Source organism: Spirillospora sp. NPDC127506, assembly GCF_040302145.1.
Taxonomy (GTDB): Bacteria; Actinomycetota; Actinomycetes; order Streptosporangiales; family Streptosporangiaceae; genus Spirillospora.
The window spans coordinates 1-23,876 of sequence record NZ_JBEORG010000049.1 but is presented as its reverse complement, the minus strand read 5'-3'; the positions used below and the strand labels follow the sequence as shown (position 1 = coordinate 23,876).

Genomic DNA, 23,876 nt, shown 5'->3' with positions numbered 1-23,876 from the left:
GCCGGATCAGGTGGGGAGGTGCAGGGCGGCCTCTATGGCGTAGTGGTCGGAGAGGTGGGCTCGGGCGCCGTCCGGCAGGGTGATCTCGTCGGTGAAGACGACGCGGGGGTCTGCCTTTAGGCCCGGTCTGTGGAGGAGCTGGTCTATCGCCCCGATGTCGGCGCATTCGGGGCGATAGGTCGGTTCTGTGCTGCCGACGAGGGCGTCCTGCAGGCCGGCGGCGGACGCGAACGCCGCGAAGTAGGGGGAGTCGCGGGGAACGTTGAAGTCGCCCACCGCGACCAGGGGTTCGGCCGGGTCGATCCTGCTGACGGCCTGCGCCAGCTGTGCCAGTTCGCCCTGCTCCACCTTCGTGTAGGCGTTGGACGGGGACCAGTCCATGTCCAGGTTCGCGGAGAGGTGCGTGTTCACCACCGTCAGGTAGCCGCTCGGCAGCTTGACGCGGGTGAACAGGGCGCCTTTGTTGAGGAACCATTCCGGACGGGCCGGACGGGCGAGAGCGAACGGCTCGTAGTGGGTGCGGGTGATGGGCCAGCGGGAAAGGGTGACCAGTCCCCCGCGGATGAGCGGGAACCCCCAGGCCCGCGCCATGTGCGGATAGGACGGCGTCGCGCGGCGGAGCCGGGAGAGGATGAACGGCGATATCACCTCTTGCAGGCAGACGATGTCGTAGTCGGAATCGTCGAGAAGCCCTGCCAGGGCGTCCATGCGGGCTCGCGTGCGGCCGCGGAAGAGGGTGTTGAACGTGAGGATGCGCGTCTTCGCGGCGTGACGTTCCTGCGCGGCCATGGCCGCCACTCTACGGTCAGGTCAGCCGTTCTATGGCGTGGTCTCCGGCGCGGCGGCCGACGCGGGCGAGCGCCCTGTTGGCGGCGGGGGACACGCGGGAGAGCAACCGGCCGGCGCGCGCCTCGACGGTGACGGGCACCACCGGGACGTCCTGCCGGACGGCCCGCAGGATCGCCTTCGCCACCTTCTCCGGCGGGAACCCGCGACGCTGGATCGCGCGGCCCATCCGTTCGCGCAGTTCGTCGTCCACACCTGGCGGCAGGCCGACGAAACGGGTCCGGCCCGTGATGGGCGTGTCGATGACGCCGGGGCAGATGGCGGAGACCCCGATCCCGTAGCGGTCCAGGTCCAGGCGGAGACTTTCCGTCATGTGGAGCACGGCGGCCTTGGTCGCGCTGTAGGCGGGCAGTTCGGGGCTCGGCACGAACGCGGCGAACGACGAGATGTTGACGATGTGGCCCCACTCGCCGCGTTCCACCATCTGGCGCCCGAACAGGCGGGAACCGCGATACACGCCGTCGAGGTTGATGGACCGTATGCGCGTCCATTCGTCCTCGGACATCTCCAGCAGGGAACCCGCCACGGCGATGCCCGCATTGTTGACCACGATGTCGGGGACGCCGAACGTTTCCCGGACGTAGTCGGCGAATCGTTCCATCGCGTCCGCGTCGGCCACGTCGACCCCGTAAATGTGGGCTTCGCCGCCGGCCGCCTCTATCTCGTCCATGGTTCGCTTGGCGGCGCCCTCGTCGATGTCGGCGACGACGACCCGCGCCCCCGCGGCGGCGAAGGCGTGGGCGGTCGCGCGTCCGATGCCGCTGCCCGCGCCGGTGACGACGACGAGATCGCCCCCGAACTCCTTGCCGGGCCGTCCCGCCGCGCGCGCGTGGGCGAGGCCCGGCGTCTCCGGGCCGCCCTCGATGTGGTCGACGAACTCGGCGACCCAGCGGGCGATGAGGTCGGGGCGGCTGCGCGCCACCCAATGGCCTGCCGGTGCACGGCGCACGTACAGGCGCGGCACGAGCCCGCGTGCGGACAGCAGCAGCGACTGCGAGCCGTACCGGTCCTTGAGCGGGACGATGAGCTGGACGGGGACGTCCGTCCGGCCGTCGCCGGACGCGCCGCGACCCACGTTCGCGCGGTACAGGCCGAGGCCGTTGCGGGCGTCCGCCGGCAGCGTCTCCGCCGGGTGGCCGGGCCTCGGCTCGGCGCCCTCGCGCAGCCGCATCATCCGCCCGAACCCGGCGGCGAGCGCGCGGGCCGCGGCCTCGCCGACGCGGGGCGCCATGAACACCGGCATGTAGACGCTGCGGCGCGCCTGTCCGAGCACCTCCGCGACGCCCCGCGGCCCTGACCGGACGCCCTCGCGCACCCACCGCGCCATGTGCCGCCGGTCCGGGCCGGAGATCGAGGTGAAGGACGCGATGCGCCTCCGCAGCCGGTCGCCGATGACCGCCTCCCAGCCCTGCACCGACCCCCAGTCGTGCCCCACCAGGTGGACGGGAGCGTCGGCGCCGACACCGTCCAGGACGGCCTCCAGGTCGCCCATGAGCGCGTCGAGGCCGTAATCGAGCGGGTCGGACGGGGCACTCGACGCGCCCGCGCCCCGCACGTCGTACACGACGACGCGGAACCGCGGGGCGAGGCGCTCGGCCACGTCGTCCCACATCGCTCCCGTATCGGGGTAGCCGTGCACGAGGACCACCGTCGGCCGCCCGTCCTCGCCGCGCGTCCGCACCGCCAGCTCGATCTCGCCCGACCTCACCCGCAGCTCTCGCATAAGCCCGAACTTACGCCCATCGGACGCGCCGTCCAATGCGGCCGGCCGCGCGAACCGTCCGACCGGCAGGGGGATCGTCGCCCACAGACCCCACCCGGCCCCTCCGCGGGAGAGTCCAGCCCTCAGGACGGACGCGCCGACAGGCCCGTGCAGCCGCGCAGCCCGTTCCACCGCTTGAGCTCAGCCTTCGCGGCGGCGCCCTTCATCGGGATCGGGATGCCGCCCTGGATGAGCGCCGGGCTCCACTTGTCCTTGACGACCTTGCCGTCCTGCACTTTCAGGAACAGCACACCGGACTTCGCCGTCTGGCCGTTGGCCGAGTAGAACACGAAGTTGCCCATGCCGTAGTGGACGTAGGTGTCATTCAGGTAGCCGCCGCCCAGGGGGATGTGAGCGTGACCCCCCACGATGATGTCGGCGCCGGCCTCCACCAGTTGCCGGGCGAGTTCCTTCTGGCGCGGCAGCGGGCAAGGCTGGAGCTCAGCACCCCAGTGCAGGTGGACGATGACGACGTCCGACCCCTTGCGCGCCTCCTTCACCGCCTGGACCATCCGCGGGACGTTCTTCGCCGACGCGAGACCGCCCTGGCTGTCGGTCGCCGTCCAAGCCTGGATCAGGTTGTCGTCCAGGACCTGCGTCGCGCCCACGATGGCGAGCTTGTTGCCCTTCACCGTCACCCGATACGGCTTGTAGGCGGCGTCGGCGTTCTTACCGATGCCGACGACCGGGAAGCCCGTCCGCTTGATCGCGAGCAGGGAGTCGCGCAGGCCGCCCTGCATGTAGTCCATGCCGTGGTTGTTGGCCATGGAGACGACGTCGACCCCGGCGGCCTTCAGCGCCTTGAACGCGGAAGGCGGCGCCCGGAAGGTGAACTGCTTGCCGGGCGCGGGCGTACCCCCGGTCGTGATGGCGGTCTCCAGGTTGAGCATGGTGAGGTCGGCGGCCCGCAGTTGCTTCGCCACCGGCCCGAGCGCCGTGGACGGGTTGCCGAGCCGCGCCCGCAACTGCCCCTCGAAGTGGGTGTCGCCGCCGAACGCGAGGATGATCGGCTGCTTGGCGGGCGGCGCGGTCTTCTGCCCGCCGCCCTGCGCGCCGGACGTCGCCGGCGGCGGGGTCGCCCCCTTCGCCTCGGAGTCCCCCGAACCCCCGCACGCCGCCGCCGTCAGAGCCGCTCCGGCCATGACCGCGGCCGCGGCCGCCGTCCCCCGCCTGCTCATCGCCTCGCCTCCGTCCGGCCCTCTTGGACCCTGGGTCGGCCAAGCATGGCACGTTAACGCAGGGAGGCGACCACCTGGAACCCCCTATAGGGGGCGGCCCCGCCCGTGTCCAGGTGGCCGAGGCCGAAGATCAGGCCGGTTCCTCCCGGCCGTTGGGCCGGCCGGTGGTCAGCTCGAAGGGGACGTCCGCTTCGGGAAGTTCTTCGGGGCCGCCCTCGGCGGGCTTCGCGTCGTCGCGCGGCTTGCCGGTGTCGAACGGCTTCGCGTCGTCGAGGCTGCCGCCGAAGGCGTGGCTCACGGCCTGCAGGGCGTTCGTCACCTCGCTCGGGATGACGAAGAAGGTGCTGCCCTTGCCCTCGGCCAGTTTCGGCAGGGTCTGGAGGTACTGGTAGGCGAGGAGCTTCGGGTCCGGGTCGGCGGCGTGGATCGCGTTGAAGACCTGGGTGACCGCGGCGGACTGGCCCTCGGCCTCCAGGATCGCGGCCTGCCGGGTGCCCTCCGCCTTGAGGATCGTCGACTGCCGCTCGCCCTCCGCGGTGAGGATCGCGGAGGCGCGGGCGCCCTCGGCGGTGAGGATCGCGGCGCGCTTCTCGCGCTCGGCGCGCATCTGCTTCTCCATCGCGTCCTTGATGGACGGCGGCGGCTCGATCGCCTTGATCTCCACGCGGGTGACGCGGATGCCCCATTTCCCGGACGCGTCGTCCAGCACGCCGCGCAGCGCCGTGTTGATCCGGTCCCGGGACGTCAGGGTGGCCTCCAGGTCGAGGGTGCCGATGACGTTCCGCAGGGTCGTCGCGGTGAGCTGCTCGATCGCCTTGATGTAGTTCACGATCTCGTAGTCGGCGGCGCGCGGGTCGGTGACCTGGAAGAACAGCACGGTGTCGATGTGGACGACGACGTTGTCCTCGGTGATGACCGGCTGCGCCTTGAACGACACCACCTGCTCGCGCAGGTCGATCAGCGGTTTCACCCGGTCGACGAACGGGAAGACGAAGCTGATGCCGGGTTCGAGGGTGCGGTGGTAGCGGCCGAGGCGCTCGACGTTGCGGGCCCGCGCCTGCGGGACGATCCACACCGTCCGCATCACCGCGGTGGCCAGCACGGCCGCGCCGCAGATCGCGGCGATCAGCAGGGCGATGGCGATGTCGGTCATGGCGACTCCTCATCCGTTCCGGACGAGACCGGATAAAGCAGGGCCGTTGCCCCTTCGATGGCGAGGACGTCGGCGGTGGCGCCGGCCGGGATGACGAGGTCGGGATCGTAGGGGCGGGCCGTCCACTCCTCGCCGCCGATCCGGGCGCGCCCGCCGCGGCGGGTGACCTCGGTGAGCGTGTACGCCTCGCGGCCGACCAGCGCGGCCGTCCCGGAGCGCAGCGGCGGCGGCTGCCTGATGTGGCGGGTCGCGATGGGGCGGAGGACGCCGATGCCCGCGACCGACCCGACGGCGAAGACGGCGGCCTGCGCGGCGAGCGGCAGGCCCAGCGCGCCGGTCAGCCCGGCGGCGATCGCGGCGACGGCCAGGATCCCGAGGGCGAACGTGAGGGTGAGCAACTCGGCGATTCCGAGCAGCGCGGCGAGCAGCAACCAGGCGACCCACGGCTCCATAGCAGCTCCCTAGAGGCTGCCGAAAGTCCTCACCTTCAAAGTAACTCCCAAATGTCCGTTACGGCCATGCCTGGGGGGCGGCCATGGTGCGGGGGCGGCCGACCGGTCATCATGGGGCCGACGGTCCCGTTCACAAGGAGTGTCTCGATGGGCGACCGCACGGCGTTCCGCACCTGTCCCCTCTGCGAAGCCCTGTGCGGGCTCGAACTGACCCTGGACGACGCGGGAGCCGTGACCCGCGTGCGGGGCGATGACAAGGATCCGTTCAGCAAGGGCTTCATCTGCCCCAAGGGCGCGACGCTCGGCCGCCTCGACGGCGACCCCGACCGGCTGGCGGAGCCGCTGGTCAACGGCGAGGCGGCCGGGTGGGACGAGGCGTTCGCGGCCGTCCGGCAGGGGCTCGCCGACGTCATCGGGCGGCACGGCCGGGACGCGGTCGCCGTCTACATCGGCAACCCGACCGCCCACTCGATCGCCGGGCCGCTGTACGGCGGCGCGATCGTGAAGGCGCTCGGCACGCGCAACCTGTTCACCGCCAGCACCGCCGACCAGATGCCGAAGCACGTCTCGTGCGGGCACATGTTCGGCGACCCGCTCGCGATCCCGGTGCCCGACCTCGACCGGACGCGGCATCTGCTGATGCTGGGGGCGAACCCGCTGGAGTCCAACGGGAGCCTCGCGTCGGCGCCCGACTTCCCCGGGCGGCTGAAGGCGATCAAGGCGCGCGGGGGCAAGGTCACGGTCGTCGACCCGCGCCGCACCCGGACGGCCGCGCTGGCCGACGAGCACCTGTTCATCCGCCCCGGCACGGACGCGTTCTTCCTCATGGCGCTCGTGCACACCCTCTTCGCCGAGGACCTCGTCGACGACCGCCTGGCCGGGCGGGTCAACGGGCAGGACGACCTGCGCGCCCTCGCCGTCGACTTCGCCCCCGAGCGCGTCGCGTCCAGGACCGGCATCCCGGCGGACGCGATCCGGCGGACGGCCCGGGAACTGGCCGCCGCGGACCGCGCCGCCGTCTACGGGCGCATCGGGACCTGCACGCAGGCGTACGGGACGCTCAACAGCTGGCTCGTGGACGCCCTGAACGTCCTCACCGGGAACCTCGACCGGGAGGGCGGCGCGATGTTCCCGCGCCCCGCGCACGCGCCCGTGTACCGGCGCCGCAAGCCGTTCACGACCGGGCGGTGGCGCAGCCGCGTGCGCGGGCTGCCCGAGGTCAACGGCGAGTTCCCGGTCGCGACCCTCGCGGACGAGATCGAGACCGAGGGCGAAGGCCGGGTCAGGGCGCTGATCACCATCGGCGGGAACCCGGCGCTGTCGGCGCCGAACGCCGCCCGGCTCGACCGCGCACTCGCCGGGCTGGAGTTCATGGTGAGCGTCGACCCGTACCTGAACGAGACGACGCGGCACGCGCAGGTGATCCTGCCGCCGCCGCGCCCCGCGCAGACGCCGCACTACGACATCGCGCTGAGCGGGCTCGCCGTCCGCGACTACGCGCGCTACTCGCCGCCCGTCGTCCCGCTGCCGGACGGGCGCCCCAGCGAGGCCGCCATCCTCGCCCGGCTCGCCATGATCGCGTCCGGGTCGGACGGCGACCCGGCCGCCCTCGACGAGATGATCATCACCTCGACGCTGGCGAAGGCGACCGCGCTCGAAGGCTCCCCGGTGCACGGCCGCGAACCGGACGAGCTGCGCAAGATGCTCGACACCGGCACGCTCACCGAGCAGCGGCTCGACATGATGCTGCGCCTCGGCCCCTACGGCGACGGCTTCGGCGCCGACCCGTCCGGCCTCACCCTGACCCGGCTGCGCACCGAGCACCCGCACGGCCTCGACCTCGGCGCCCTCAAGCCGCGCCTGGACGAGGTGCTCTGCACCACGTCCGGCCGGATCGAGCTGTGCCCGCCCACGTTCGCCGCCGACGTCGACCGGCTGCACGCCGCCCTGCGCGACGCCCCGGCCGGCGGGATGGTCCTGATCGGGCGCCGCCACCTGCGCTCCAACAACAGCTGGCTGCACAACGTCCCCGAACTGGTGCGCGGATCGAACTCCTGCACCCTCCAGCTGAACCCCGCGGACGCCGACCGCCTCGGCGTCCGCGCGGGCGACACGGTCCGGGTCACGTCCCGGACGGGCAGCGTCGACGCCGTCGCCGAGCCCACCGACACCGTCATGCCCGGCGTCGTCAGCCTGCCGCACGGGTGGGGCCACGACCGTCCCGGGACACGGGCGGCCGTGGCGCGCGAGCACGCGGGCGTCAACGTCAACGCCGTCACCGACGAACAGGAGATCGACCCCCTGTCCGGCAACGCCGTCTTCAGCGGAGTACCCGTCACCCTGGCGCCCGCGGCGCCCTGACCCCGTGGTTTAGCCCCTCCCGGCCGCAGGTAGGTATGACTGGCCGCTGGCGAACGCGGAAGACTAATGTCGCACCAGGCGTCTCATGACCGCGGAGGAGGGGACATGCCCCGACGGGTGAACATATTCCGGCGCGGGTCCCGGCCCCAGACGTCCGCGCGGCTGGCGGACGCCCCCGACGCGCTCGCGCAGGCGAGCGGTTTGGACCGTACCATCCGCGTCCTGTCCACGGCCGTGCGCCGCACGGTGCACCCGGGGCCGGTCAAGGACGCCCTGCACGGCGTCCCGCTGGGCCACCCCGCGCACCCGCCGCTCACCGACGTGCCCTTCGGGCTGTGGCTGTCCGCCGCCGTCCTCGACCTCGTGCCGGGGACGCGGCGCGCCTCGCAGGCCCTCGTCGCCGCCGGGCTCGCCGGCGCCCTGCCGACCGCCCTCACCGGCATCGCCGACTGGGGCTCTTTGCACCGCGAGCAGCAGCGCGTCGGCCTCGTCCACGCCGCCGGGATGGCCACGACCGGCCTGCTGTACTCGGCGTCCCTGGTGGCCCGCTACCAGGGCCGCGACGCCGCCGGCCGCGCGTTCGGCTTCGCCGGCCTGTCCACCCTGCTCGCGGGCGGCTTCCTCGGCAGGCACCTCGCCTTCCGGCAGGCCGCGGGCGCCAGCCACGCCGAGAAGGTCGGCCACCTCGTCACGCTCGGCTGGCACGACGTGTGCTCCGCCGCCGACCTCCCCGACGGCTGGCCGGTCACCCGCCGCCTCGGCTACATCAACCTGTTCGTGCTGCGCATCGGCGACGACGTCCACGTCCTCACCGACCGGTGCAGCCACCTGGCCGGCCCCCTCCACCAGGGCCGCATCGTCAACGACGACAACGCCGACGTCTGCGTCGTCTGCCCCTGGCACGGCAGCACTTTCCGGGTAGCGGACGGCTCGGTCGTCCACGGCCCCGCGACCGCCCGCCAGCCGGCCTTCGAAACCCGGGTGACCGAAGAGGGCACCCTCCAGGTCCGCCCCCTGGTCTGAACCGCGGCCTATGACCCGTCGGCCGGCGGCGCGTCCGACGCGGGGTGCTCCACGAGCGCGAGGACGCGGCTGGACATGAAGCGGGCGGTCCGCACCGCCGTGCCGGTGCGGGTCACCTCGCTGACCTCGACGATCCCGCGCCGGTTGGCGATCTCCACGCGGCGCCCGGCGCGGGTCGCGGTCACCTCGTAGGTCCTGGTGGCCGAGCCGCCGACGTCCACCACGATCTCGACCCGGTCGCCCTTCATCCGCGCCGCCCTCCCATGTTCGAACGCACGTTCGATATATACCCGGAACAGGGGCCCGGCAATCCTGCGGCGGCGCGGGTCAGTTGGTCAGCAGCTCGAAGATCGCGATCGCGCCGACGGCCACGATCACGCCGCGCAGCATCAGCGGCGGGATGCGCCGGCCGAGCCGCGCGCCGAGCAGCCCGCCGACGGTGGAGCCGACCGCGATCAGCAGCACCGCCACCCAGCTGATCTCCGTCCGGCCGAGCAGCCACATCACCGTGAACAGCAGCGCGGCCGTGCCGTTGACGATGGCCGCCATCGCGTTCTTGACGCCGTTCAGCACCTGGAGGTCGTCGTCCAGCGCGATGCCGAGCAGCGCGATCAGCACGATGCCCTGCGCGGCCCCGAAGTACCCGCCGTACACGCCGGTGCCCAGCACGCCCAGCCACAGGACCAGGCCGCCGTCCGGCCGGTGCGCGGCCTCCCCGTCCCGGCGCGCCTTCAGCCACGCCTGCAGCCGGGGCTGGACGACCACGAGCACCAGCGCGATCAGGATCAGGCCGGGCACGATGACGTCGAACGCCTCCGGCGGCAGCGCGAGCAGCAGCAGGCCGCCCGCGATCGCGCCGATCAGCGACGCGGTGCCGAGCCGCAGCAGCCGGCGGCGCTGCCCGCGGAGCTCCCGGCGGTACCCGTACGCGCCGCTGATGTTCCCCGACACCAGGCCCACGTTGTTGGAGACGTTCGCCATCACCGGCGGATACCCGAGCGCGACCAGCGTCGGGAAAGTGATCAGCGAGCCGGAGCCGACGATGGCGTTGATCCCGCCGGCGGCGACCCCGGCGGCGAACACCGCGGCCGCGTCAAGGACGTCCAAGGAGCACCCACTCTGGTCCCACGATTACGCAATGCCCCACGATGGTAGGTAACGCCGCAGTTCACCGCGCGGGCAGGGTGCGTTTCAGCGCAGAGAGCGGGCGTACCAGCGCCCGTTCTGCCGGTCGACGGCCAGCGGGAGCCCGAACGTCCCGGACAGGTGCTCCGGCGTGAACACCTCGTCCACCTTGCCCTGCGCGACGATCTCGCCCGCGCGCAGGAGCAGCGCGTGGGTGAAGCCCTCGGGGACCTCCTCCACATGGTGCGTCACCATCGCCATCGTGGGCGCGGCCGGGTCGGCGGCCAGGGCGGCGAGGCGGGAGACGAGGTCCTCCCGGCCGCCGAGGTCGAGGCCGGCGGCGGGCTCGTCCAGCAGGAGGAGCTCCGGGTCCGGCATGAGGGCGCGGGCGATCTGGACGCGCTTGCGCTCGCCCTCCGACAGCGTGCTGAACGTGCGGCGGACCAGGTCGGCGCAGCCGAGCGCCTCCAGCAGCGCGACGGCGCGGTCCACGTCGGTGGAGTCGTACTCCTCCCGCCAGCGGCCGATGATGGCGTACGAGGCGGTCAGCACCAGGTCGATGACCGTCTCGCCGGCCGGGACCTTCTCCGCGACGGACGAGCTGGCGATGCCGATGCGGGGGCGCAGCTCGAACACGTCGGTGCGGCCGAGCTCCTCCTCCAGGATCTCGGCCGTGCCCTCGGTGGGATGCATCATCGCCGCGGCGATCTGCAGCAGCGTCGTCTTCCCGGCCCCGTTCGGGCCGACGATGACCCACCGCTCGCCCTCGTTCACCGTCCATGTGACGCCGCGCAGCAGGGTCGCCGCGCCGCGCCTGACCCCGACTCCGCGGAGCTGAAGTACCTCGCCGGCCATGCGTGCCTTCGTCCCCAATCCGGGTGGTCCGTGATCTCGGTCTCAGGAAAGAACCTATGTGATGCGGGACGGCCGCGGCTCCCCGGATCCCCGGTGGAAACGGCGGTCCCACCGCGCTCCTCCGCCGCGATAGGTCCCTTACGTCCGGTGGAACAGGCGATCCGAGCGCTTATCGTGGTTCGCATGCCCGTTGCGGAGAGTCCGAGAATGAGCACGACAGTATGAGCGGGGCCGTAGCGACGTCCCTGGTCGCCTGGGGCAACGCCTGGCTGACCGGGCACGTCGGCCTGGACGAGGCGGTCGACGCGGTCGAGAAGGCCGCCGGGCCGCAGATCCTCGGCGGCGAGCCCGCCGAGGTGACGCTGCGCCGCGGCCTCGGCGACCTGCGCGTCGGCGGCCTGTCGGCGCTGCGGCTCGCGCTGCCCGAGCCCGGCGACCCGCTGGGGCTGACCGGGCCGCCCGCGTTCAACGCCGCGGCGATCGAGGCGGGCGCCGCGGTCGTCGCCGTCCTGGACGGCCGGGCCATGGGCCTCGTCCCCGCCGAGGACCGGCGCGGCTCGTCCTATGTCGGCGTCCGCTGGACGCCGCACGAGGCGTCGGCGGCCCTGCCCGACGTCCCGTCCCTCGCCGAGGCCGACCGGCGGCTCACCCTCGCCATGCGGGACGCCACCGAGGCGCTGCTGACCGTCGACGACTTCGCGGGCGTGCCGCCCGAGATCGCGGACGCGCTCGTCGACCTGCGCGACCCCGAGCGCGGCGGCCACCCGCTCGCCCCCGGGCACCCGGCCCGCGCGCACCGCGTCGCCGCGCTCGCCGGCCGGCTGTCCCGCGTCGTCGACCTGGCCCGGCGGCTGGACGACCGCGGCCTCAGCGCCGACCAGATGCGCCGCCGCGGCGAGGCCCTGCGCCTCCTGGACGCCGCCGTCCGCCGCGCCCTGGTCGCCGCCTGCAACAGCGCGTTCGACCCGGTCCCCGGGACCGAGCGCTAGCGGGCACGGGCGGACGAGCGCCCCTCCCGACGCGAAACGGGGCGCCCCCGGCCGAGGGCGCCCCGTTCTCGCGGTCGTGGGTCAGGCGCGGACCACGATGGTGTTGCAGATCTTGTCGGCGAAGGTCTGCTTGCGGTCGTCCCACAGCGGCCAGAGGAAGCCGATGTAGCACAGGAAGCTGTCCGCGATGTGGGCGAGCTTCCGGACGAACGCCATGCCGAAGCCGATGGGCTGGCCGGTCTGCGCGCTGACCAGGCGGATGCCCATCTGGCGCTTGCCGATGGACTGGCCGGTGGTGCCCTCCTGGTAGCAGATCCAGAGGCCGCCGGCGATGGAGAGGGCGAAGCCGACCAGCATGAACAGCAGGCCCAGCACCGCCGCGCCGCCGCTGCCGGAGCTCGTCAGCAGCAAGCTGAGCAGGTAGAGGACGAAGACCGGACCGGCGAAGATCAGGTAGTCGATGATGTAGCCACCCGCACGCGAGCCCCACTCGGCCAGCTGGCCGGTCGAGCCGTAGTGGTGGTGGTGGATCTCCTGGTAGCCGGGCTGCGCGGGCGCCGCCGGGGCGCCGTAGCCGGGCTGGGCCGGAGGCTGCTGGCCGTACCCGGGCTGCGCCGCGGGCTGGCCGTAACCGGGCTGCGCCGGGGGCTGGCCGTAACCGGGCTGCGCCGGGGGCTGGCCGTAACCGGGCTGGGCCGGGGGCTGCTGGCCGTACCCGGGCTGCTGCTGCCCGTAGCCCGGCTGCTGACCGTACGGGTCGTAGGGGTTACCCACACTTGCTCCTTATTGATTGACCCTTTGGTATATGTGACGCCCGCCGGACCCGGTGGGCTCCGCAAGTCTGGCCGAGGATCGACCTCGGCTCAAACCCGGAGGACTCCCAACCGGACGAGCTGCCACAGCTCCGACCCCACGAGGACGGTGCCGAGCATCCAGGCGCGGGTCTTCGGCTGGAGTGCCCACCACCGTCGTCCCAGGCCCAGCGGTGCGGCGGCGACGGCGATCGCGCCGGTCAGAGCGACCGGGTTCGCGAGGACGGCCTGGGCCGGGCGGCCCGAGCCGAGCTCGATGAACACGGTCGTGCCCCCGCACATGGGACACGGGATTCCGGTGAGCGCCCGCAGGGGACAGAGCACGCCGGGGTCGTTGACGCGGTGGATCCATGACGCGCCGATGGCCGCGACGGCCATCGCCGCAACGCGCAGCACCGCGCCCATGGGGCCGTGCCGCGCTGCGGTGAGGGTCCGGCTGACGATCCCCCCGAGCACACCGACCGGTGCACCGGTGGCCGCCGCCCCGGGCGCTCCCCCCAACGAATCCTCCGCCTCGATGACAGACAGGTGAGTGACCCGTATACCGGGTGCACCCGGAGCCCGGTCAAGTCCGGGCAACGATCCGCGATAGGACCGTTACCGAACGCGCACTGACACCACTCCACGGGCAAGAGTAAGACAAATCGCCAGGTACGTGGGCGCTCTTTCACGCTAAGAGTTCATGAATTCGTCCGGACGGCGGACGCGGGGAAGGCGATGGCCCGTCTGGCGGAGCAAGGGTGGGGCGGGAGGGAAGGGACAGGGCGCGAGTGAGGGCGCGAAGGGCGTGGCGGGGTCTCGGGCGGTGCTGCGGCCGGATGCGGACGCCGGTCGCCGGCACCGGGTGCTGCGGGCTCGGGCACGCGCGTGCGCTCCGAGGGCGCGGGCCGCTCCCGCCTGGAGGGGTGGGGCTCAGGACTGCGCGGCGGCGCCGACGACGATGGGGCCCTCGCCGCCGTGGAAGTGCTCGGCCTCGACGACGTCGGCGATGACCGCGGTGATGTTGTCGGGGCCGCCGTTCTCGCGGGCCAGCTCGATCAGCCGGTCCACGGCGCGCTGCGGATCGGCCTCCGCCGACACGACCTCGTAGATCGCCTGCGCGTCGACCGGGCCGCTCAGGCCGTCCGAGCACAGCAGGTACCGGTCGCCGAGCCGGGCCTCGCGCAGCCGCAGGTCGGGCTCGCGGTCCTCCCGGCCGTCCAGCACGCGGTAGAGGACGTGCGACAGCCGCGACGTCTCGGCGGGGTCGGCCTGCTGGCCCTGCTCCGCCGCCTCCGCTTTGAGCAGCTCGTCCATGGTGTGGTCCTGCGTCATCTGGAACAGCTCGCCGTCGCGCAGCAGATAGCCGCGCGAGTCGCCGACGTGCGCCAGCGCCACGGACTCGCCGGACCAGAGCATCGCCGTGAGCGTGGTGCCCATCCGGCTGAGGTCGGGCCGTTCCTCGCGGACGATGCGGAGCTTCTCGTTGGCCTCGGCCACGGCGCGGCCCAGCACCTCGACAAGATCGTCCTGGGGGGCGGCGGTGTCGAGCGAGCGCAGCGAGCCGATGACGGTCGAGCTCGCGACCTCGCCGCCCGCATAGCCGCCCATGCCGTCCGCGACCGCGATCAACCGCGCACCGGCGTAACCGGAGTCCTCGTTGTTCTCCCGGTTGCACCCGATGTCGCTGCCTGCTGCGTACCTGATTGCTACGTTCATACCGATTTCGATGACGATCCTGTCAGAGGAGTTTTATCAGTAGCGGACGGTGGATTCCCCGGTTTCCCCGGCCGCGCCGGACGTTCCGACACCGTGCCGGACCGCGTAGAGCGCCGCCTGCGTCCGATCCTGGACTCCCAGTTTCATGAGCAGATTACTGACGTGCGTCTTGACCGTCTTCTCGGACACCACGAGAGCGCGCGCGATCTCCCGGTTGGACCTGCCTCGCGCGATGTGCACGAGCACCTCCCGTTCCCGTTCGGTCAGCGCGGCCAGGCCGCGGTCGTCGTCCCGTCCGGCCGTCCCGTCCCGCAGCATCGCCTCGGCCGCGTCCGGCGCGAACAGGACGTGCCCGTCGTTGACCGCCCTGATCGCCTGGACGAGCGCCTGCGGGTCGACGTCCTTGTACAGATACCCGGCCGCACCCGCCTGCACGGCCGGCAGCACGTGGCCGCGCTCCGTGACGCTGGTGAGGACCAGGACCCGTGCCTTCACCCCACGAGCCCGCAGCTCCGTCAGCGCGGCCAGACCGTCGGCGCCCGGCATCTTGAGGTCCAGGAGCACGATATCGGGCTCCAGGGATTCGGCCAGTGTCACGGCCGACGCGCCGTCCCCGGCCTCGCCGACGACCTCGATGTCGTCCTGGATGCCGAGGAACGTGCGCAGGCCCTGCCGGACGACCGGGTGGTCGTCGGCGATCAGCACCTTGATGGTCCCCGCGCTCACAGCGGCACCTCCAGCCGGACGGTCGTGCCCTTCCCCGGCGCGGCGTCGATCGTGAGTGCGCCGCCGATGGAGTATGCCCTGTCGCGCATGGAGGCGAGCCCGAGCCCGCCCTGCGGGTCGGAATCGGACGCGTCGAAACCGTCCCCGTCGTCGGCGACCTCCAGCAGGGCCCGCCCGTCCTCCACGGCGAGGCGGACCTCGACGGTCTCCGCGCGGGCGTGCCGCAGCGCGTTGTACAGCGCCTCCTGGGTGATGCGGAACGCGACCGCCTCGTGCTCCTCCGGCAGGACGACGGTCTCGTCCGCGGCGAGGCGGACCGTCGCCTCGTGCGCCCGGTCGAGGACCTCGACGTGCTTGCGCAGCGACGCGACCAGGCCGTCCGCGAGGTCGGCGGGCCGCAGCTCCCAGATCACGGCGCGCAGCTCGGCGAGGGCGTCGGCGGCGAGCCGCTCGACCTGCTCCAGCTCCCGGACGGTCCGCGCCGGGTCGCGCTCGGCCAGCGCGGACGCGGTGCGCGCGGTGAGCCGCAGCGAGAACAGCTTCTGCGCGACGGCGTCGTGCAGCTCGCGGGCCATCCGGTTGCGCTCAGCGACGACCGTCAGCTCGCGGTTGTGCTCGTAGAGGCGGGCGTTCGCCATCGCGATCGCCGCGTGCGCCGCGAACAGGGTGAGCACTTCCTCGTCGTCCTCGGTGAAGCCGCCCGGGGTCCGCTTGTTGGCCAGGAAGATGATGCCGAGCACGTCCTCGCCGTCGCGGATCGGGACGCCGAGGAAGTCCTTCAGGACGGGATGCGCGACCGGCCAGCCCTCGAACTCCGGCTCCCGGCGGATGTCGCTCAGCCGCTTCGGCGCGTCGCCCTTCAGCATCGCGGCGAGCATGCCGTGCTGGCGGGGCAGCGGGCCGATCCGCTCCCACTGCTCGTCCGAGACGCCCGCGACGACGAACTCGGCGAACGAGCCCTCGTCGTCGGGGACGCCGAGCGCGGCGTACCGGGCGTCCAGCAGCCGGGCGGCCGCCCGCACGATCACCTGCAGGACCTCGTGCACGGACAGGTGCCGGGTCACCGCGAGCACGGCGGAGCTCACGGCGTGCAGGGTCGCGCCCTGGCCGTCCCGGCGGCCGCCGTCGGTCTCCATCCCGGCCTCTCGTTCTCCCCCCGCGAGCGCACTGCGGTGCCCACTTGTGAAGACCGTACTCTCTGGGCGGGTCTTCCCGAATCAGCCTGGACGAGGATCGGTGTTCTCCCGGACGGGACCCTGGTCCTAGGACCATCTGACCAGCCACCCGGGAACGGCCGGCCGATGCCCCGGGACGGCACCCGTTCCTAGCGTCGGAGGCATGAGAACGGCACTGATCACAGGTGGTTCGCGGGGGCTCGGCCGGGCGCTCGCCCGGGAACTGGCGCGGGACGGCTGGACCCTCGTCATCGACGCGCGCGATCCCGCCGCGCTGGCGGCGGTCGCGGAAGAGACCGGCGCGACCGCGATCGCGGGGGACGTCGCCGACCCCTCGCACCGGGCCGACCTCGTCCGGGCGGTGCCGGGCGGGCTCGACCTGCTCGTGAACAACGCGAGCACCCTCGGCCCGACGCCGATGCCGCGGCTCGCCTCGCTGCCGGTCGGCGACCTCGCCGAAACCTTCGCGACGAACGTGCTGGCGCCGCTCGCACTGATCCAGGGCTTCCTACCGGGCCTGCGGGGGCGGCGCGGCGCGATCCTCAACATCACGTCGGACGCGGCCGTGGAGGACTACGAGACGTGGGGCGGCTACGGGGCGTCCAAGGCGGCGCTGGAGCAGCTGTCGCACGTCCTGGCGGCCGAGGAGCCGGACGTCGCCGTCTGGTGGGCCGATCCCGGCGAGATGAACACGGACATGCTGCGCGCCGCCGGGGAGGACGCCGACGCCGCGCCGCCGCCGTCCGCGGCCGCCGCCGCGCTCCGCCGGCTGATCGGCTCCCGGCCGCCGAGCGGCCGGTACCGGGTGGCCGACCTGGCGGAGGCGCGATGACGGCCGTCCTCGATCATGAGCGGATGCCCGCTCCGGGGCGGGGCGTGCTCTCCGCCGGGTTCCGGGGGGCGACGTTCGGGATCGTCCTCGTCGTCACGCTGCTGGCGTTCGAGAACATGGCCGTCGGCACCGTCATGCCGGTGGTGGCGGACGACCTGGACGGGCTCGCGCTGTACGCGTGGGGCTTCAGCGCCACGCTGATCATGAGCCTGCTGTCCACGGTGCTCGCCGGCGGCTGGGTCGACCGGTCCGGCCCGTCCCGCCCGTTCCTGATCGGGCTCGGCGCGTTCGTCACCGGGCTGGTGGTCGCGGGGGCCGCGCCGTCCATGGGGCTGTTCGTGGCCGGCCGCGCGGTGCAGGGCCTCGGCACCGGCGTCTCGCTCGTGTCGATGTACGTCGTGATCGCGCGGGTCTACCCGGAGGACCTGCGGCCCCGGGTGTTCGCGGCGCTGTCGGCGGCGTGGGTGCTGCCGTCCCTGATCGGCCCGGCGGTCGGCGGGATCGTCGCCGAGCACGTCGGCTGGCGCTGGGTGTTCCTGGGCCTCGTCCCCCTGGTGGTCCCGCCCGTCCTCGCCCTGGTGCCCGCGCTGCGCGGCATCGGCCGCCCCGCCGGGGAGAGCGCCCCGGCGGGCGGCGGCCGGGCGGGGGAGCGCGCCCTGGCGGCCGTCGCGGTCGCGGCGGGCGCGGGGCTGCTGCTCTACGGGCTGGACGGGACCGGCCGCGCGGCGCTCGCGGCGGCCGCCGGGCTCGCCGGCCTGGCGTTCGGCCTGCCCCGGCTGCTGCCCGCCGGGACGCTCCGGTTCCGGCGCGGGCTGCCCAGCGTCGTCCTGGCCCGCGGCCTGCTGTCCGGCGCGTTCGTCGGCGCGGAGGTGTTCATCCCGCTCGCCCTCATGCGGCTGCACGGGTTCAGCGCGGCGGAGGCCGGGATCGTGCTGACCGCCGGATCCCTGGGCTGGTCGGTCGCGGCGCAGGTCCAGGGCAGGTCCGCGCGGTCCCGCGAGTTCTATGTGCTGCTCGGCGCGCTGTGCATCATCGCGGGTGTCGGCTCCGCCACGGTCGCGCTCCAGGTCTCCGGATGGGCCGCCGTCCCCTCGTGGATCGTCGCGGGGGCCGGGATGGGCTTCGCGATCGGCAGCCTGTCCGTCCTGCTGCTGCGGCTGTCGCCCGCGGGCGAGCAGGGCGTCAACACGTCCGCGATGCAGATCGGCGACACCCTCGGCTCGTCCCTCGCCGTCGGCGTCGCGGGCGCCCTCGTCACCGCCTTCGGCGCCGCCCGCCTCGGCACCGGCCTGGCCGTCGCCGGGACGCTGTGCGCCGCGATCGCCGCGGCCGGCGCGTTCGCCGCCCTGCGGCTGGAGGTCCCGAAATGACCGTCGAGTTCACCCTGCCCCCCTCCCTGGAGGCCCACGAGCCGCCGGAGGCGCGCGGCCGCGCCCGCGACGGCGTCCGCCTCCTGGTCTCCCGGCGCGCGGACGGCTCGGTCGCCCACCGGGCGTTCCGCGACCTGCCGTCGCTGCTCGACCCGGGCGACCTCCTCGTCGTCAACACCTCGGCGACGCTGCCCGCCGCCGTCCGGCTCGACCGGATCAGCGTGCACTTCTCCACCCCGGTGCCGGACGCCGGGAACCGGATGTGGCTCGTCGAGCTCCGCCGCCGCACCGGCAAGGCCACCCGCCCCTACTCGGGCGGCTGCCCCGGCGAGTGGATCCCCCTGCCCGGCGGCGCGACCCTCACGCTCGTCCGGCGGCGGACGAAACGCCTGTGGGAGGCCCGGCTGAGCACCGACGTCGTCCCCTACCTGCGGCGGCACGGCGCGCCGATCAGGTACGGGTACGTCCGCCGCGACTGGCCGGCCGCCGCCTACCAGACCGCCTTCGCCCACGACCGCTCCGCGGGCGGCGCGGAGATGCCGAGCGCGGCCCGCCCGTTCACGCCGGACCTCGTCACGCGCCTCGTCTCCCGCGGCGTCCTGATCTCCCCGATCACCCTCCACACCGGGGTCGCGTCCCCGGAGGCCCACGAGCCCCCGTACGCCGAGCGGTACAGCGTCCCGGAGCCGACCGCGGCGCTGGTGGAGCACGTCCGCGCCCGGGGCGCCCGGGTGATCGCCGTCGGCACGACCGCCGTGCGCGCCCTGGAAACGGCCGTGGACGCCGCGGGACGCGTCCGGGCGTCCTCCGGCTGGACCGAGCACGTCGTGACCCCGGAGAACGGCGTCCGGGCCGTCGACGGCCTCCTCACCGGCCTGCACGAGCCCAGGTCGTCCCACCTGATGATGCTCGCCGCCATCGCGGGCCGCGACCTGCTCGCCGCCACCTACGAGGCCGCCCTGGCGGAGCGCTACCTCTGGCACGAATTCGGGGACCTCAACCTGATCATGTAGCGTCCCGCATGCTGGACCTCGCGGACGGCGCGCATGTCACGGCCGGTACCGTGGATGACAGTTATGGACGGGTCAGCGCAGCGCACGCTGCTCATCACACTCACCGGACGCGACCGCCCCGGCGTGACATCGCGTCTCTTCCGGACACTCGCGGAATTCCCGCTCACGGTCGCCGACGTGGAGCAGGTCGTGATCCGCGGCCGCCTCGTCCTCGGCGTCCTGCTCGCCTACAGCGAGGGCGCCGACATCGGACGCGTCTGGAACGCCGCCGAGCACGTCGCGAACGACCTCGACATGGAGATCGAGCTCTCCACGGGCCGCAACCGGCGGATGCCCAAACGGATCGGGCGGCTCCACGTCACGGTCCTCGGCTCCCCCCTCAAGCCCGCCGCGATGGCCGGGATCGCGGGACGCATCTCCGCGCACGGCGCGAACATCGACCGCATCGAGCGGCTCGCGCAGAACCCCGTCACCTGCATCGAGATGGACGTCTCCGGCGCCGACCCCGACGCGCTCCGCGCCGCCCTCACCGCCGAGGCCGCCGAGCAGCAGGTCGACGTCGCCGTCCAGCAGAGCGGCCTCAGCCGGCGCGCCAAGCGCCTCATCGTCATGGACGTCGACTCCACCCTCATCCAGGGCGAGGTCATCGAGCTGCTCGCCGAGCACGCCGGCTGCCTCGACGAGGTCGCCAAGGTCACCGAGGCCGCCATGCGCGGCGAACTCGACTTCGAGGGCTCCCTCCGCGAGCGCGTCGCCCTGCTCGCCGGGCTGGACGCGTCGGCCATCGACGACGTCCGCGGCAAGCTCCGCCTCGCCGCGGGCGCCCGCACCATGGTGCGCACCCTGAAGCGCCTCGACTACAAGTTCGCGATCGTCTCCGGCGGCTTCACCCAGGTCACCGACGCCCTCGTCGACGACCTCGGCATCGACTACTCCGCCGCCAACACCCTGGAGATCGTCGACGGCAAGCTCACCGGGCGCGTCACCGGCCGCGTCATCGACCGCGCCGGCAAGGCCGCCGCCCTCGAACGCTTCGCCCGCGAGGCCGGCATCCCCATCAGCCAGACCGTCGCCATCGGCGACGGCGCCAACGACCTCGACATGCTCCAGGCCGCCGGCCTCGGCATCGCCTACAACGCCAAACCGGTCGTCCGGCAGGCCGCCGACACCGCCGTGAACGTCCCCTACCTGGACACGATCGTCTTCCTCCTCGGCATCTCCCGCGAAGAGGTCGAGGCCGCCGACGCCGCCGACTCCCGCTGAGCCCCCTTCCACCGCGCCCCCGTACGGGTCGCATGCCATAGGCGGGTGATCATCGGGGTACGGGTGAGGCGCGGGGTGGACGATCTCCGCGGGCGGGCTAGCGAAGGCGGAGGGGCCGGCGGTGCTGAAGCGTGCGCGGGAGGCGTACGTGCAGGCGAACGGGCAGGCGAGCCCCATGTACGGGGCGGCCGCCGCCCTCGCGGTGGCCGTGCCGCTGATCGCCGGGGCGCTGACCGGGCACGCCGCGCAGGGCTCGATGATCGCGCTCGGCGCGTACCTGGTGGCGCTGCGGGCGCCCGAGGGCCCGTACGGGGCGCAGGCGCGCAGCCTCGCGGTCGGCGTCGCGGTCGTCGCGATCGGGGCGGCGGTCGGCGGGCTGCTCAGCGGGCACCTGTGGCCGACCGTGGTCGTCGTCCCGCCGCTGATCGCGCTCGGCGTCGCGGTGCCGCGGATCGGGTCCACGGCGGGGCTGGCGGTGCTGCTGAGCGCCGTCCGGCCGCCGTCCGCGGACGTCCTCGCCGTCGGGCTGCTGGAGCTGATCGGCGGGCTGCTCACCGCCGGGCTGCTGCTCGCGCCGTGGCCCGCCCGGCGGCTGCGCCCCCTGCGGGCGTCGCTCAGCGAGTGCGCCGACGCGGTCGCCGAGGCGCTCGACGCCGTCGCGGAGGACGTCGGCGCGCACGACCCGGAGCCGCTGGAGGCCGTCGAGCTCACCGACCCCGACCTGCTGGCCGTCACGCGGGTGCCGGACTGGGAGAAGAAGCGGCGGGCCGCGTCGGAGGCGCTGACGGCGGCCCGCGCCACCTACCGGCTGTACCGGACCGGGCGCGGCAGGAGCGACCCGACGCGGCCCGAGCGGCTCATCGACGGGCTGGCGCGCGTCCTGCACGAGACGGTGACGCTGCAGGCCGTCCTGGAGGCGGCGAAGAACTACCCGCCCGACCGGGAGTGGCGGCTGGAGACGCAGACCGCGATCTCGGCGCTCGCCGCGCGGCTGCGGCTGCTCGCCGGCGGGATCGCGACGGCCGGGGAGGCGCCGCTCGGCCGGGAGGAGTCCGCGGCCGTCCGGCGGATGGGGCGGGCCGCCGAGCAGATCCGGCGCGCCGGGCTCGCCGGCGACGAGGACCTCATCGCGGTCGCGCTGATCAGCCAGGTCCGGCGCTCCATCGACCGCATCGCCGGCGAGGTCGCCGCCAACCGCCGCATCGTCGCGGCCGGCCTGCGGATCGGGCTCGGGCCGCCGCGGATGCCCGGCACCCTCGACCCGATGCCGGTGTGGGAGCGGGCGCGGCGCGCCGTCCGCACCAGGTCCCCCGCCTTCCGGCAGGTGTCGCGGGTGTTCGTGACGGCCGTGGCGTCCATGGCGGTGGCCGCCGCGGCGGGCCTCTCGCACGGGCACTGGGCGACGATCACCGCGATGCTGAGCCTGCGCGCCACCTACGGCGAGACCGTCGACCGGCTCGTCCAGCGCGTCGGCGGCACCGCGGCCGGCGCCGCCATCGCCGCCGTGATCCTCACGCTCGCGCCCGGGCAGGTCACCGTCGCCGTGATCGCCTTCGTGTTCGCGATGGCCGGGTTCGCGATGCGGTCGGTCAACTTCGCCTACTGGGCGCTGTTCGGGACGCCGCTCGCGATGATGCTGCTCGACTTCTCCACCCCCGCCGACTGGCGCACCGCCGGGGAGCGGATCGCGCTGACCGTCGCCGGGACGGCCATGGCGTACCTCGCCGTCCGGCTGCTGTGGCCCGCCGGGCACCTGGAGCGGCTGCCGCGGCAGCTGGGGCGGCTCCTCGACACGCACGCCGGGCTCGTCCGCTCCACGGCGGACGTCCTCGCGGGCGAGGAGACCCGGCTGCCGCACGACCGGATCGTCGCGGCGGAGCGGGCGGCGGAGGCCGTCGCCGAGACCCGCGCCCGGCTCGGCCACGAGCGGGTCCCCGACAAAGAGCTGATCGCCGAGCTGGACAGAGCCGTGCACGCCGCGCACCGCACCCGCGACCACCTCATCGCGGTCGCGCGGCTGTCCCGCGCGGAGGCCGTCGACACCGGGCCCGTCCCGGAGATCCTCGACCGGATCGCGGACCGGTTCGAGGAGACCGCGACGCTGGTGGAGGACCCGGAGGAACTCGGCGCGCAGGACGCCCGGCCGGTCGAGGAGCTGGACGAGGAGCTCGCCGACCTCGACTCGCACCTGTCCGCGATCACCCGGCGGCGGCGCGCCGAGATCAAGGCGGGCGTCGACCGGGAGGAGGTCACCCCGCTGCGGCAGGCGCTGCTGCAGGTGTCCGGCACCCGCCACACGATCCGGTCGCTGCGCCGGGACGCCGGGACGGTCGTCGAGTCGTCCCTCGCCGCCGCGGCTCCCCGCCCCTGACCGCGGATCAGCCCTTCGGGGTGCGGACGGTGCGGAGCGTGCCGAGGCCCGGCCGGGCGTCGCTCCACGCCCCCGGCAGGTCGATCACGGCGATCGCGCACGTGGGGAAGGACTCCGGGGCCCGGCCGGTGAGGTCGTGGACGAGCTGGTGCACGGACGGGTTGTGCCCGACCAGCAGCAGTGTCCCCGCTTCCTCCGGCGCCTCGGTGATCAGGGCGAGGAGCCCCTCGGGGTCGTTGTCGTAGATGCCCGGCTCGTGGCTCACCTCGGCGCCGACCGCGAGCAGGCCGAGCGTCTCGCGGGTGCGGGCGGCGGGGGAGCACAGCACGTGCTCGGGGACGAGGTCGTTCGCGCGCAGCCACTCCCCGGCCGCCGCGGCGTCGCGGCGGCCGCGGTCGTTGAGGACGCGGTCGATGTCTGCCGTGCCGAAACCGGCGACGGCCTTGGCGTGACGGAGCACGATGAGCGTGGGCATGACCGCCACACTAGGACGCCGCGGCCGCGCAGGCGGGTAAGCCGGGGCGGTGAGCGGGCGCGGTGAGCCGGGGCGGTGAGCGGGCGCTGGTCAGGGCGCGACGAGCGCGGCGAGCCCCCACAGCAGGAGGAGCACGCCGAGCATCCCGGCGAGGATGATGGCGAAGCCCTTGGCCCCCGACATCGTCGGCCTGTCGCCGCCGCTGCCTGCCACAGCGCCTCCCGATTTCCCGTACGGGGCGGAACGTCCGGCCCTCGCCCTAAGCGTACGGCCGGTGCCCCGTGGTCGGGACACGACCCCGGGATCGAGTAGGAGGGCCGGGTCGCCCGGCCCTCCTCTCACACCACCGGACATGCGGGCCCGCATCCGGCGGTTCGTCAAGCCGTTGATCTGAGCC

General features: G+C 73.8%; 23 protein-coding genes. 8 read left to right on the top strand and 15 right to left on the bottom strand.

The annotated features are described in order from the left end of the window. Window positions 1-6: 6 nt before the first annotated feature. From ABTW95_RS31110 to ABTW95_RS31090, 5 genes are all read right to left on the bottom strand, one after another. Window positions 7-789 (bottom strand): endonuclease/exonuclease/phosphatase family protein, encoded by a 783-nt coding sequence (locus tag ABTW95_RS31110; protein WP_500228170.1) that lies wholly within the window; start codon window positions 787-789, stop codon window positions 7-9. 16 nt (window positions 790-805) lie between these two features. Further along, window positions 806-2,569 (bottom strand): SDR family oxidoreductase, encoded by a 1,764-nt coding sequence (locus ABTW95_RS31105; RefSeq protein WP_396449372.1) that lies wholly within the window; start codon window positions 2,567-2,569, stop codon window positions 806-808. Between the two features lie 122 nt (window positions 2,570-2,691). Next, the gene (locus ABTW95_RS31100) at window positions 2,692-3,786 is read right to left on the bottom strand and encodes a CapA family protein (RefSeq protein ID WP_396449373.1); all 1,095 of its coding nucleotides are present in this window, start codon (window positions 3,784-3,786) and stop codon (window positions 2,692-2,694) included. A 130-nt stretch (window positions 3,787-3,916) separates the two neighbouring features. Next, window positions 3,917-4,939 carry an SPFH domain-containing protein gene (locus tag ABTW95_RS31095; RefSeq protein ID WP_500228169.1) on the bottom strand — a complete coding sequence of 341 codons (1,023 nt, stop codon included), beginning with the start codon at window positions 4,937-4,939 and terminating at the stop codon, window positions 3,917-3,919. Continuing rightward, window positions 4,936-5,391: an NfeD family protein gene (locus tag ABTW95_RS31090; RefSeq protein WP_396449375.1), complete on the bottom strand. Its 456-nt coding sequence runs from the start codon at window positions 5,389-5,391 to the stop codon at window positions 4,936-4,938. Before ABTW95_RS31090 ends, ABTW95_RS31095 begins: the two co-directional genes overlap by 4 nt. A 147-nt stretch (window positions 5,392-5,538) precedes the next feature. On the opposite strand from ABTW95_RS31090, the gene ABTW95_RS31085 reads away from it, so the two are divergent. Both ABTW95_RS31085 and ABTW95_RS31080 read left to right on the top strand, forming a co-directional pair. Next, window positions 5,539-7,752, top strand: a complete 2,214-nt coding sequence (locus ABTW95_RS31085; RefSeq protein WP_500228168.1) for a molybdopterin oxidoreductase family protein — start codon at window positions 5,539-5,541, stop codon at window positions 7,750-7,752. Window positions 7,753-7,857: 105 nt separating this feature from the next. Beyond that, the gene (locus ABTW95_RS31080) at window positions 7,858-8,775 is read left to right on the top strand and encodes a Rieske (2Fe-2S) protein (protein ID WP_396449377.1); all 918 of its coding nucleotides are present in this window, start codon (window positions 7,858-7,860) and stop codon (window positions 8,773-8,775) included. Between the two features lie 8 nt (window positions 8,776-8,783). On the opposite strand, the gene ABTW95_RS31075 is transcribed toward ABTW95_RS31080, so the two are convergent. From ABTW95_RS31075 to ABTW95_RS31065, 3 genes are all read right to left on the bottom strand, one after another. Continuing rightward, window positions 8,784-9,023, bottom strand: a complete 240-nt coding sequence (locus ABTW95_RS31075; protein WP_396449378.1) for a DUF8836 family protein — start codon at window positions 9,021-9,023, stop codon at window positions 8,784-8,786. 79 nt (window positions 9,024-9,102) lie between these two features. Beyond that, on the bottom strand, window positions 9,103-9,882 hold the full coding sequence (locus ABTW95_RS31070; RefSeq protein WP_396449379.1) for a sulfite exporter TauE/SafE family protein: 780 nt from the start codon (window positions 9,880-9,882) through the stop codon (window positions 9,103-9,105). 84 nt (window positions 9,883-9,966) lie between these two features. Then, window positions 9,967-10,755, bottom strand: coding sequence for an ABC transporter ATP-binding protein (locus ABTW95_RS31065; protein WP_396449380.1), 789 nt, complete (start codon window positions 10,753-10,755; stop codon window positions 9,967-9,969). A 221-nt stretch (window positions 10,756-10,976) separates the two neighbouring features. On the opposite strand from ABTW95_RS31065, the gene ABTW95_RS31060 reads away from it, so the two are divergent. Beyond that, complete coding sequence (locus ABTW95_RS31060; protein ID WP_396449381.1) at window positions 10,977-11,744, top strand: Rv1486c family protein; 768 nt, start codon at window positions 10,977-10,979, stop codon at window positions 11,742-11,744. Window positions 11,745-11,825: 81 nt separating this feature from the next. Here the strand turns inward: ABTW95_RS31060 and ABTW95_RS31055 are convergent, their stop codons facing one another. The 5 genes from ABTW95_RS31055 to ABTW95_RS31035 all read right to left on the bottom strand — a co-directional run bounded on the left by ABTW95_RS31055 (window position 11,826) and on the right by ABTW95_RS31035 (window position 16,116). After that, complete coding sequence (locus ABTW95_RS31055) at window positions 11,826-12,518, bottom strand: RDD family protein (RefSeq protein WP_500228167.1); 693 nt, start codon at window positions 12,516-12,518, stop codon at window positions 11,826-11,828. Between the two features lie 89 nt (window positions 12,519-12,607). Beyond that, complete coding sequence (locus ABTW95_RS31050; RefSeq protein ID WP_396449383.1) at window positions 12,608-13,012, bottom strand: DUF2752 domain-containing protein; 405 nt, start codon at window positions 13,010-13,012, stop codon at window positions 12,608-12,610. 456 nt (window positions 13,013-13,468) lie between these two features. Then, a complete protein-coding gene (locus ABTW95_RS31045; RefSeq protein WP_396449384.1) occupies window positions 13,469-14,254 on the bottom strand; it encodes a PP2C family protein-serine/threonine phosphatase in 786 nt (261 codons plus the stop codon). A 36-nt stretch (window positions 14,255-14,290) separates the two neighbouring features. Then, entirely contained in the window at window positions 14,291-14,980 is a 690-nt protein-coding gene (locus ABTW95_RS31040) for a response regulator (protein WP_396449385.1), read from the bottom strand. Further along, the gene (locus ABTW95_RS31035) at window positions 14,977-16,116 is read right to left on the bottom strand and encodes a GAF domain-containing sensor histidine kinase (RefSeq protein WP_396449386.1); all 1,140 of its coding nucleotides are present in this window, start codon (window positions 16,114-16,116) and stop codon (window positions 14,977-14,979) included. Before ABTW95_RS31035 ends, ABTW95_RS31040 begins: the two co-directional genes overlap by 4 nt. A gap of 202 nt (window positions 16,117-16,318) precedes the next feature. On the opposite strand from ABTW95_RS31035, the gene ABTW95_RS31030 reads away from it, so the two are divergent. From ABTW95_RS31030 to ABTW95_RS31010, 5 genes are all read left to right on the top strand, one after another. After that, the gene (locus ABTW95_RS31030) at window positions 16,319-16,987 is read left to right on the top strand and encodes an SDR family NAD(P)-dependent oxidoreductase (RefSeq protein WP_396449387.1); all 669 of its coding nucleotides are present in this window, start codon (window positions 16,319-16,321) and stop codon (window positions 16,985-16,987) included. A 23-nt stretch (window positions 16,988-17,010) separates the two neighbouring features. Then, complete coding sequence (locus ABTW95_RS31025) at window positions 17,011-18,357, top strand: MFS transporter (protein ID WP_396449388.1); 1,347 nt, start codon at window positions 17,011-17,013, stop codon at window positions 18,355-18,357. Further along, the gene (locus tag ABTW95_RS31020; protein WP_500228166.1) at window positions 18,354-19,370 is read left to right on the top strand and encodes an S-adenosylmethionine:tRNA ribosyltransferase-isomerase; all 1,017 of its coding nucleotides are present in this window, start codon (window positions 18,354-18,356) and stop codon (window positions 19,368-19,370) included. Before ABTW95_RS31025 ends, ABTW95_RS31020 begins: the two co-directional genes overlap by 4 nt. A gap of 63 nt (window positions 19,371-19,433) precedes the next feature. Then, a complete protein-coding gene (gene serB / locus ABTW95_RS31015; RefSeq protein ID WP_396449390.1) occupies window positions 19,434-20,633 on the top strand; it encodes a phosphoserine phosphatase SerB in 1,200 nt (399 codons plus the stop codon). Between the two features lie 121 nt (window positions 20,634-20,754). Beyond that, window positions 20,755-23,004, top strand: coding sequence for an FUSC family protein (locus tag ABTW95_RS31010; protein ID WP_396449391.1), 2,250 nt, complete (start codon window positions 20,755-20,757; stop codon window positions 23,002-23,004). Window positions 23,005-23,011: 7 nt separating this feature from the next. Here ABTW95_RS31010 and ABTW95_RS31005 read toward each other — a convergent pair whose 3' ends face one another. Both ABTW95_RS31005 and ABTW95_RS31000 read right to left on the bottom strand, forming a co-directional pair. After that, complete coding sequence (locus ABTW95_RS31005; RefSeq protein WP_396449392.1) at window positions 23,012-23,479, bottom strand: SixA phosphatase family protein; 468 nt, start codon at window positions 23,477-23,479, stop codon at window positions 23,012-23,014. 90 nt (window positions 23,480-23,569) lie between these two features. Further along, window positions 23,570-23,692, bottom strand: coding sequence for a hypothetical protein (locus ABTW95_RS31000; RefSeq protein WP_396449393.1), 123 nt, complete (start codon window positions 23,690-23,692; stop codon window positions 23,570-23,572). Window positions 23,693-23,876: the final 184 nt, after the last annotated feature.

Bases quoted from the DNA above. Each gene is read 5' to 3' on its own strand.
- ABTW95_RS31110 (WP_500228170.1), bottom strand. From the start codon at position 789: ATGGCCGCGCAGGAACGTCACGCCGCGAAGACGCGCATCCTCACGTTC.
- ABTW95_RS31105 (WP_396449372.1), bottom strand. From the start codon at position 2,569: ATGCGAGAGCTGCGGGTGAGGTCGGGCGAGATCGAGCTGGCGGTGCGG.
- ABTW95_RS31100 (WP_396449373.1), bottom strand. From the start codon at position 3,786: ATGAGCAGGCGGGGGACGGCGGCCGCGGCCGCGGTCATGGCCGGAGCG.
- ABTW95_RS31095 (WP_500228169.1), bottom strand. From the start codon at position 4,939: ATGACCGACATCGCCATCGCCCTGCTGATCGCCGCGATCTGCGGCGCG.
- ABTW95_RS31090 (WP_396449375.1), bottom strand. From the start codon at position 5,391: ATGGAGCCGTGGGTCGCCTGGTTGCTGCTCGCCGCGCTGCTCGGAATC.
- ABTW95_RS31085 (WP_500228168.1), top strand. From the start codon at position 5,539: ATGGGCGACCGCACGGCGTTCCGCACCTGTCCCCTCTGCGAAGCCCTG.
- ABTW95_RS31080 (WP_396449377.1), top strand. From the start codon at position 7,858: ATGCCCCGACGGGTGAACATATTCCGGCGCGGGTCCCGGCCCCAGACG.
- ABTW95_RS31075 (WP_396449378.1), bottom strand. From the start codon at position 9,023: ATGAAGGGCGACCGGGTCGAGATCGTGGTGGACGTCGGCGGCTCGGCC.
- ABTW95_RS31065 (WP_396449380.1), bottom strand. From the start codon at position 10,755: ATGGCCGGCGAGGTACTTCAGCTCCGCGGAGTCGGGGTCAGGCGCGGC.
- ABTW95_RS31060 (WP_396449381.1), top strand. From the start codon at position 10,977: ATGAGCGGGGCCGTAGCGACGTCCCTGGTCGCCTGGGGCAACGCCTGG.
- ABTW95_RS31045 (WP_396449384.1), bottom strand. From the start codon at position 14,254: ATGAACGTAGCAATCAGGTACGCAGCAGGCAGCGACATCGGGTGCAAC.
- ABTW95_RS31035 (WP_396449386.1), bottom strand. From the start codon at position 16,116: ATGGAGACCGACGGCGGCCGCCGGGACGGCCAGGGCGCGACCCTGCAC.
- ABTW95_RS31030 (WP_396449387.1), top strand. From the start codon at position 16,319: ATGAGAACGGCACTGATCACAGGTGGTTCGCGGGGGCTCGGCCGGGCG.
- ABTW95_RS31025 (WP_396449388.1), top strand. From the start codon at position 17,011: ATGCCCGCTCCGGGGCGGGGCGTGCTCTCCGCCGGGTTCCGGGGGGCG.
- ABTW95_RS31020 (WP_500228166.1), top strand. From the start codon at position 18,354: ATGACCGTCGAGTTCACCCTGCCCCCCTCCCTGGAGGCCCACGAGCCG.
- serB (WP_396449390.1), top strand. From the start codon at position 19,434: ATGGACGGGTCAGCGCAGCGCACGCTGCTCATCACACTCACCGGACGC.
- ABTW95_RS31005 (WP_396449392.1), bottom strand. From the start codon at position 23,479: ATGCCCACGCTCATCGTGCTCCGTCACGCCAAGGCCGTCGCCGGTTTC.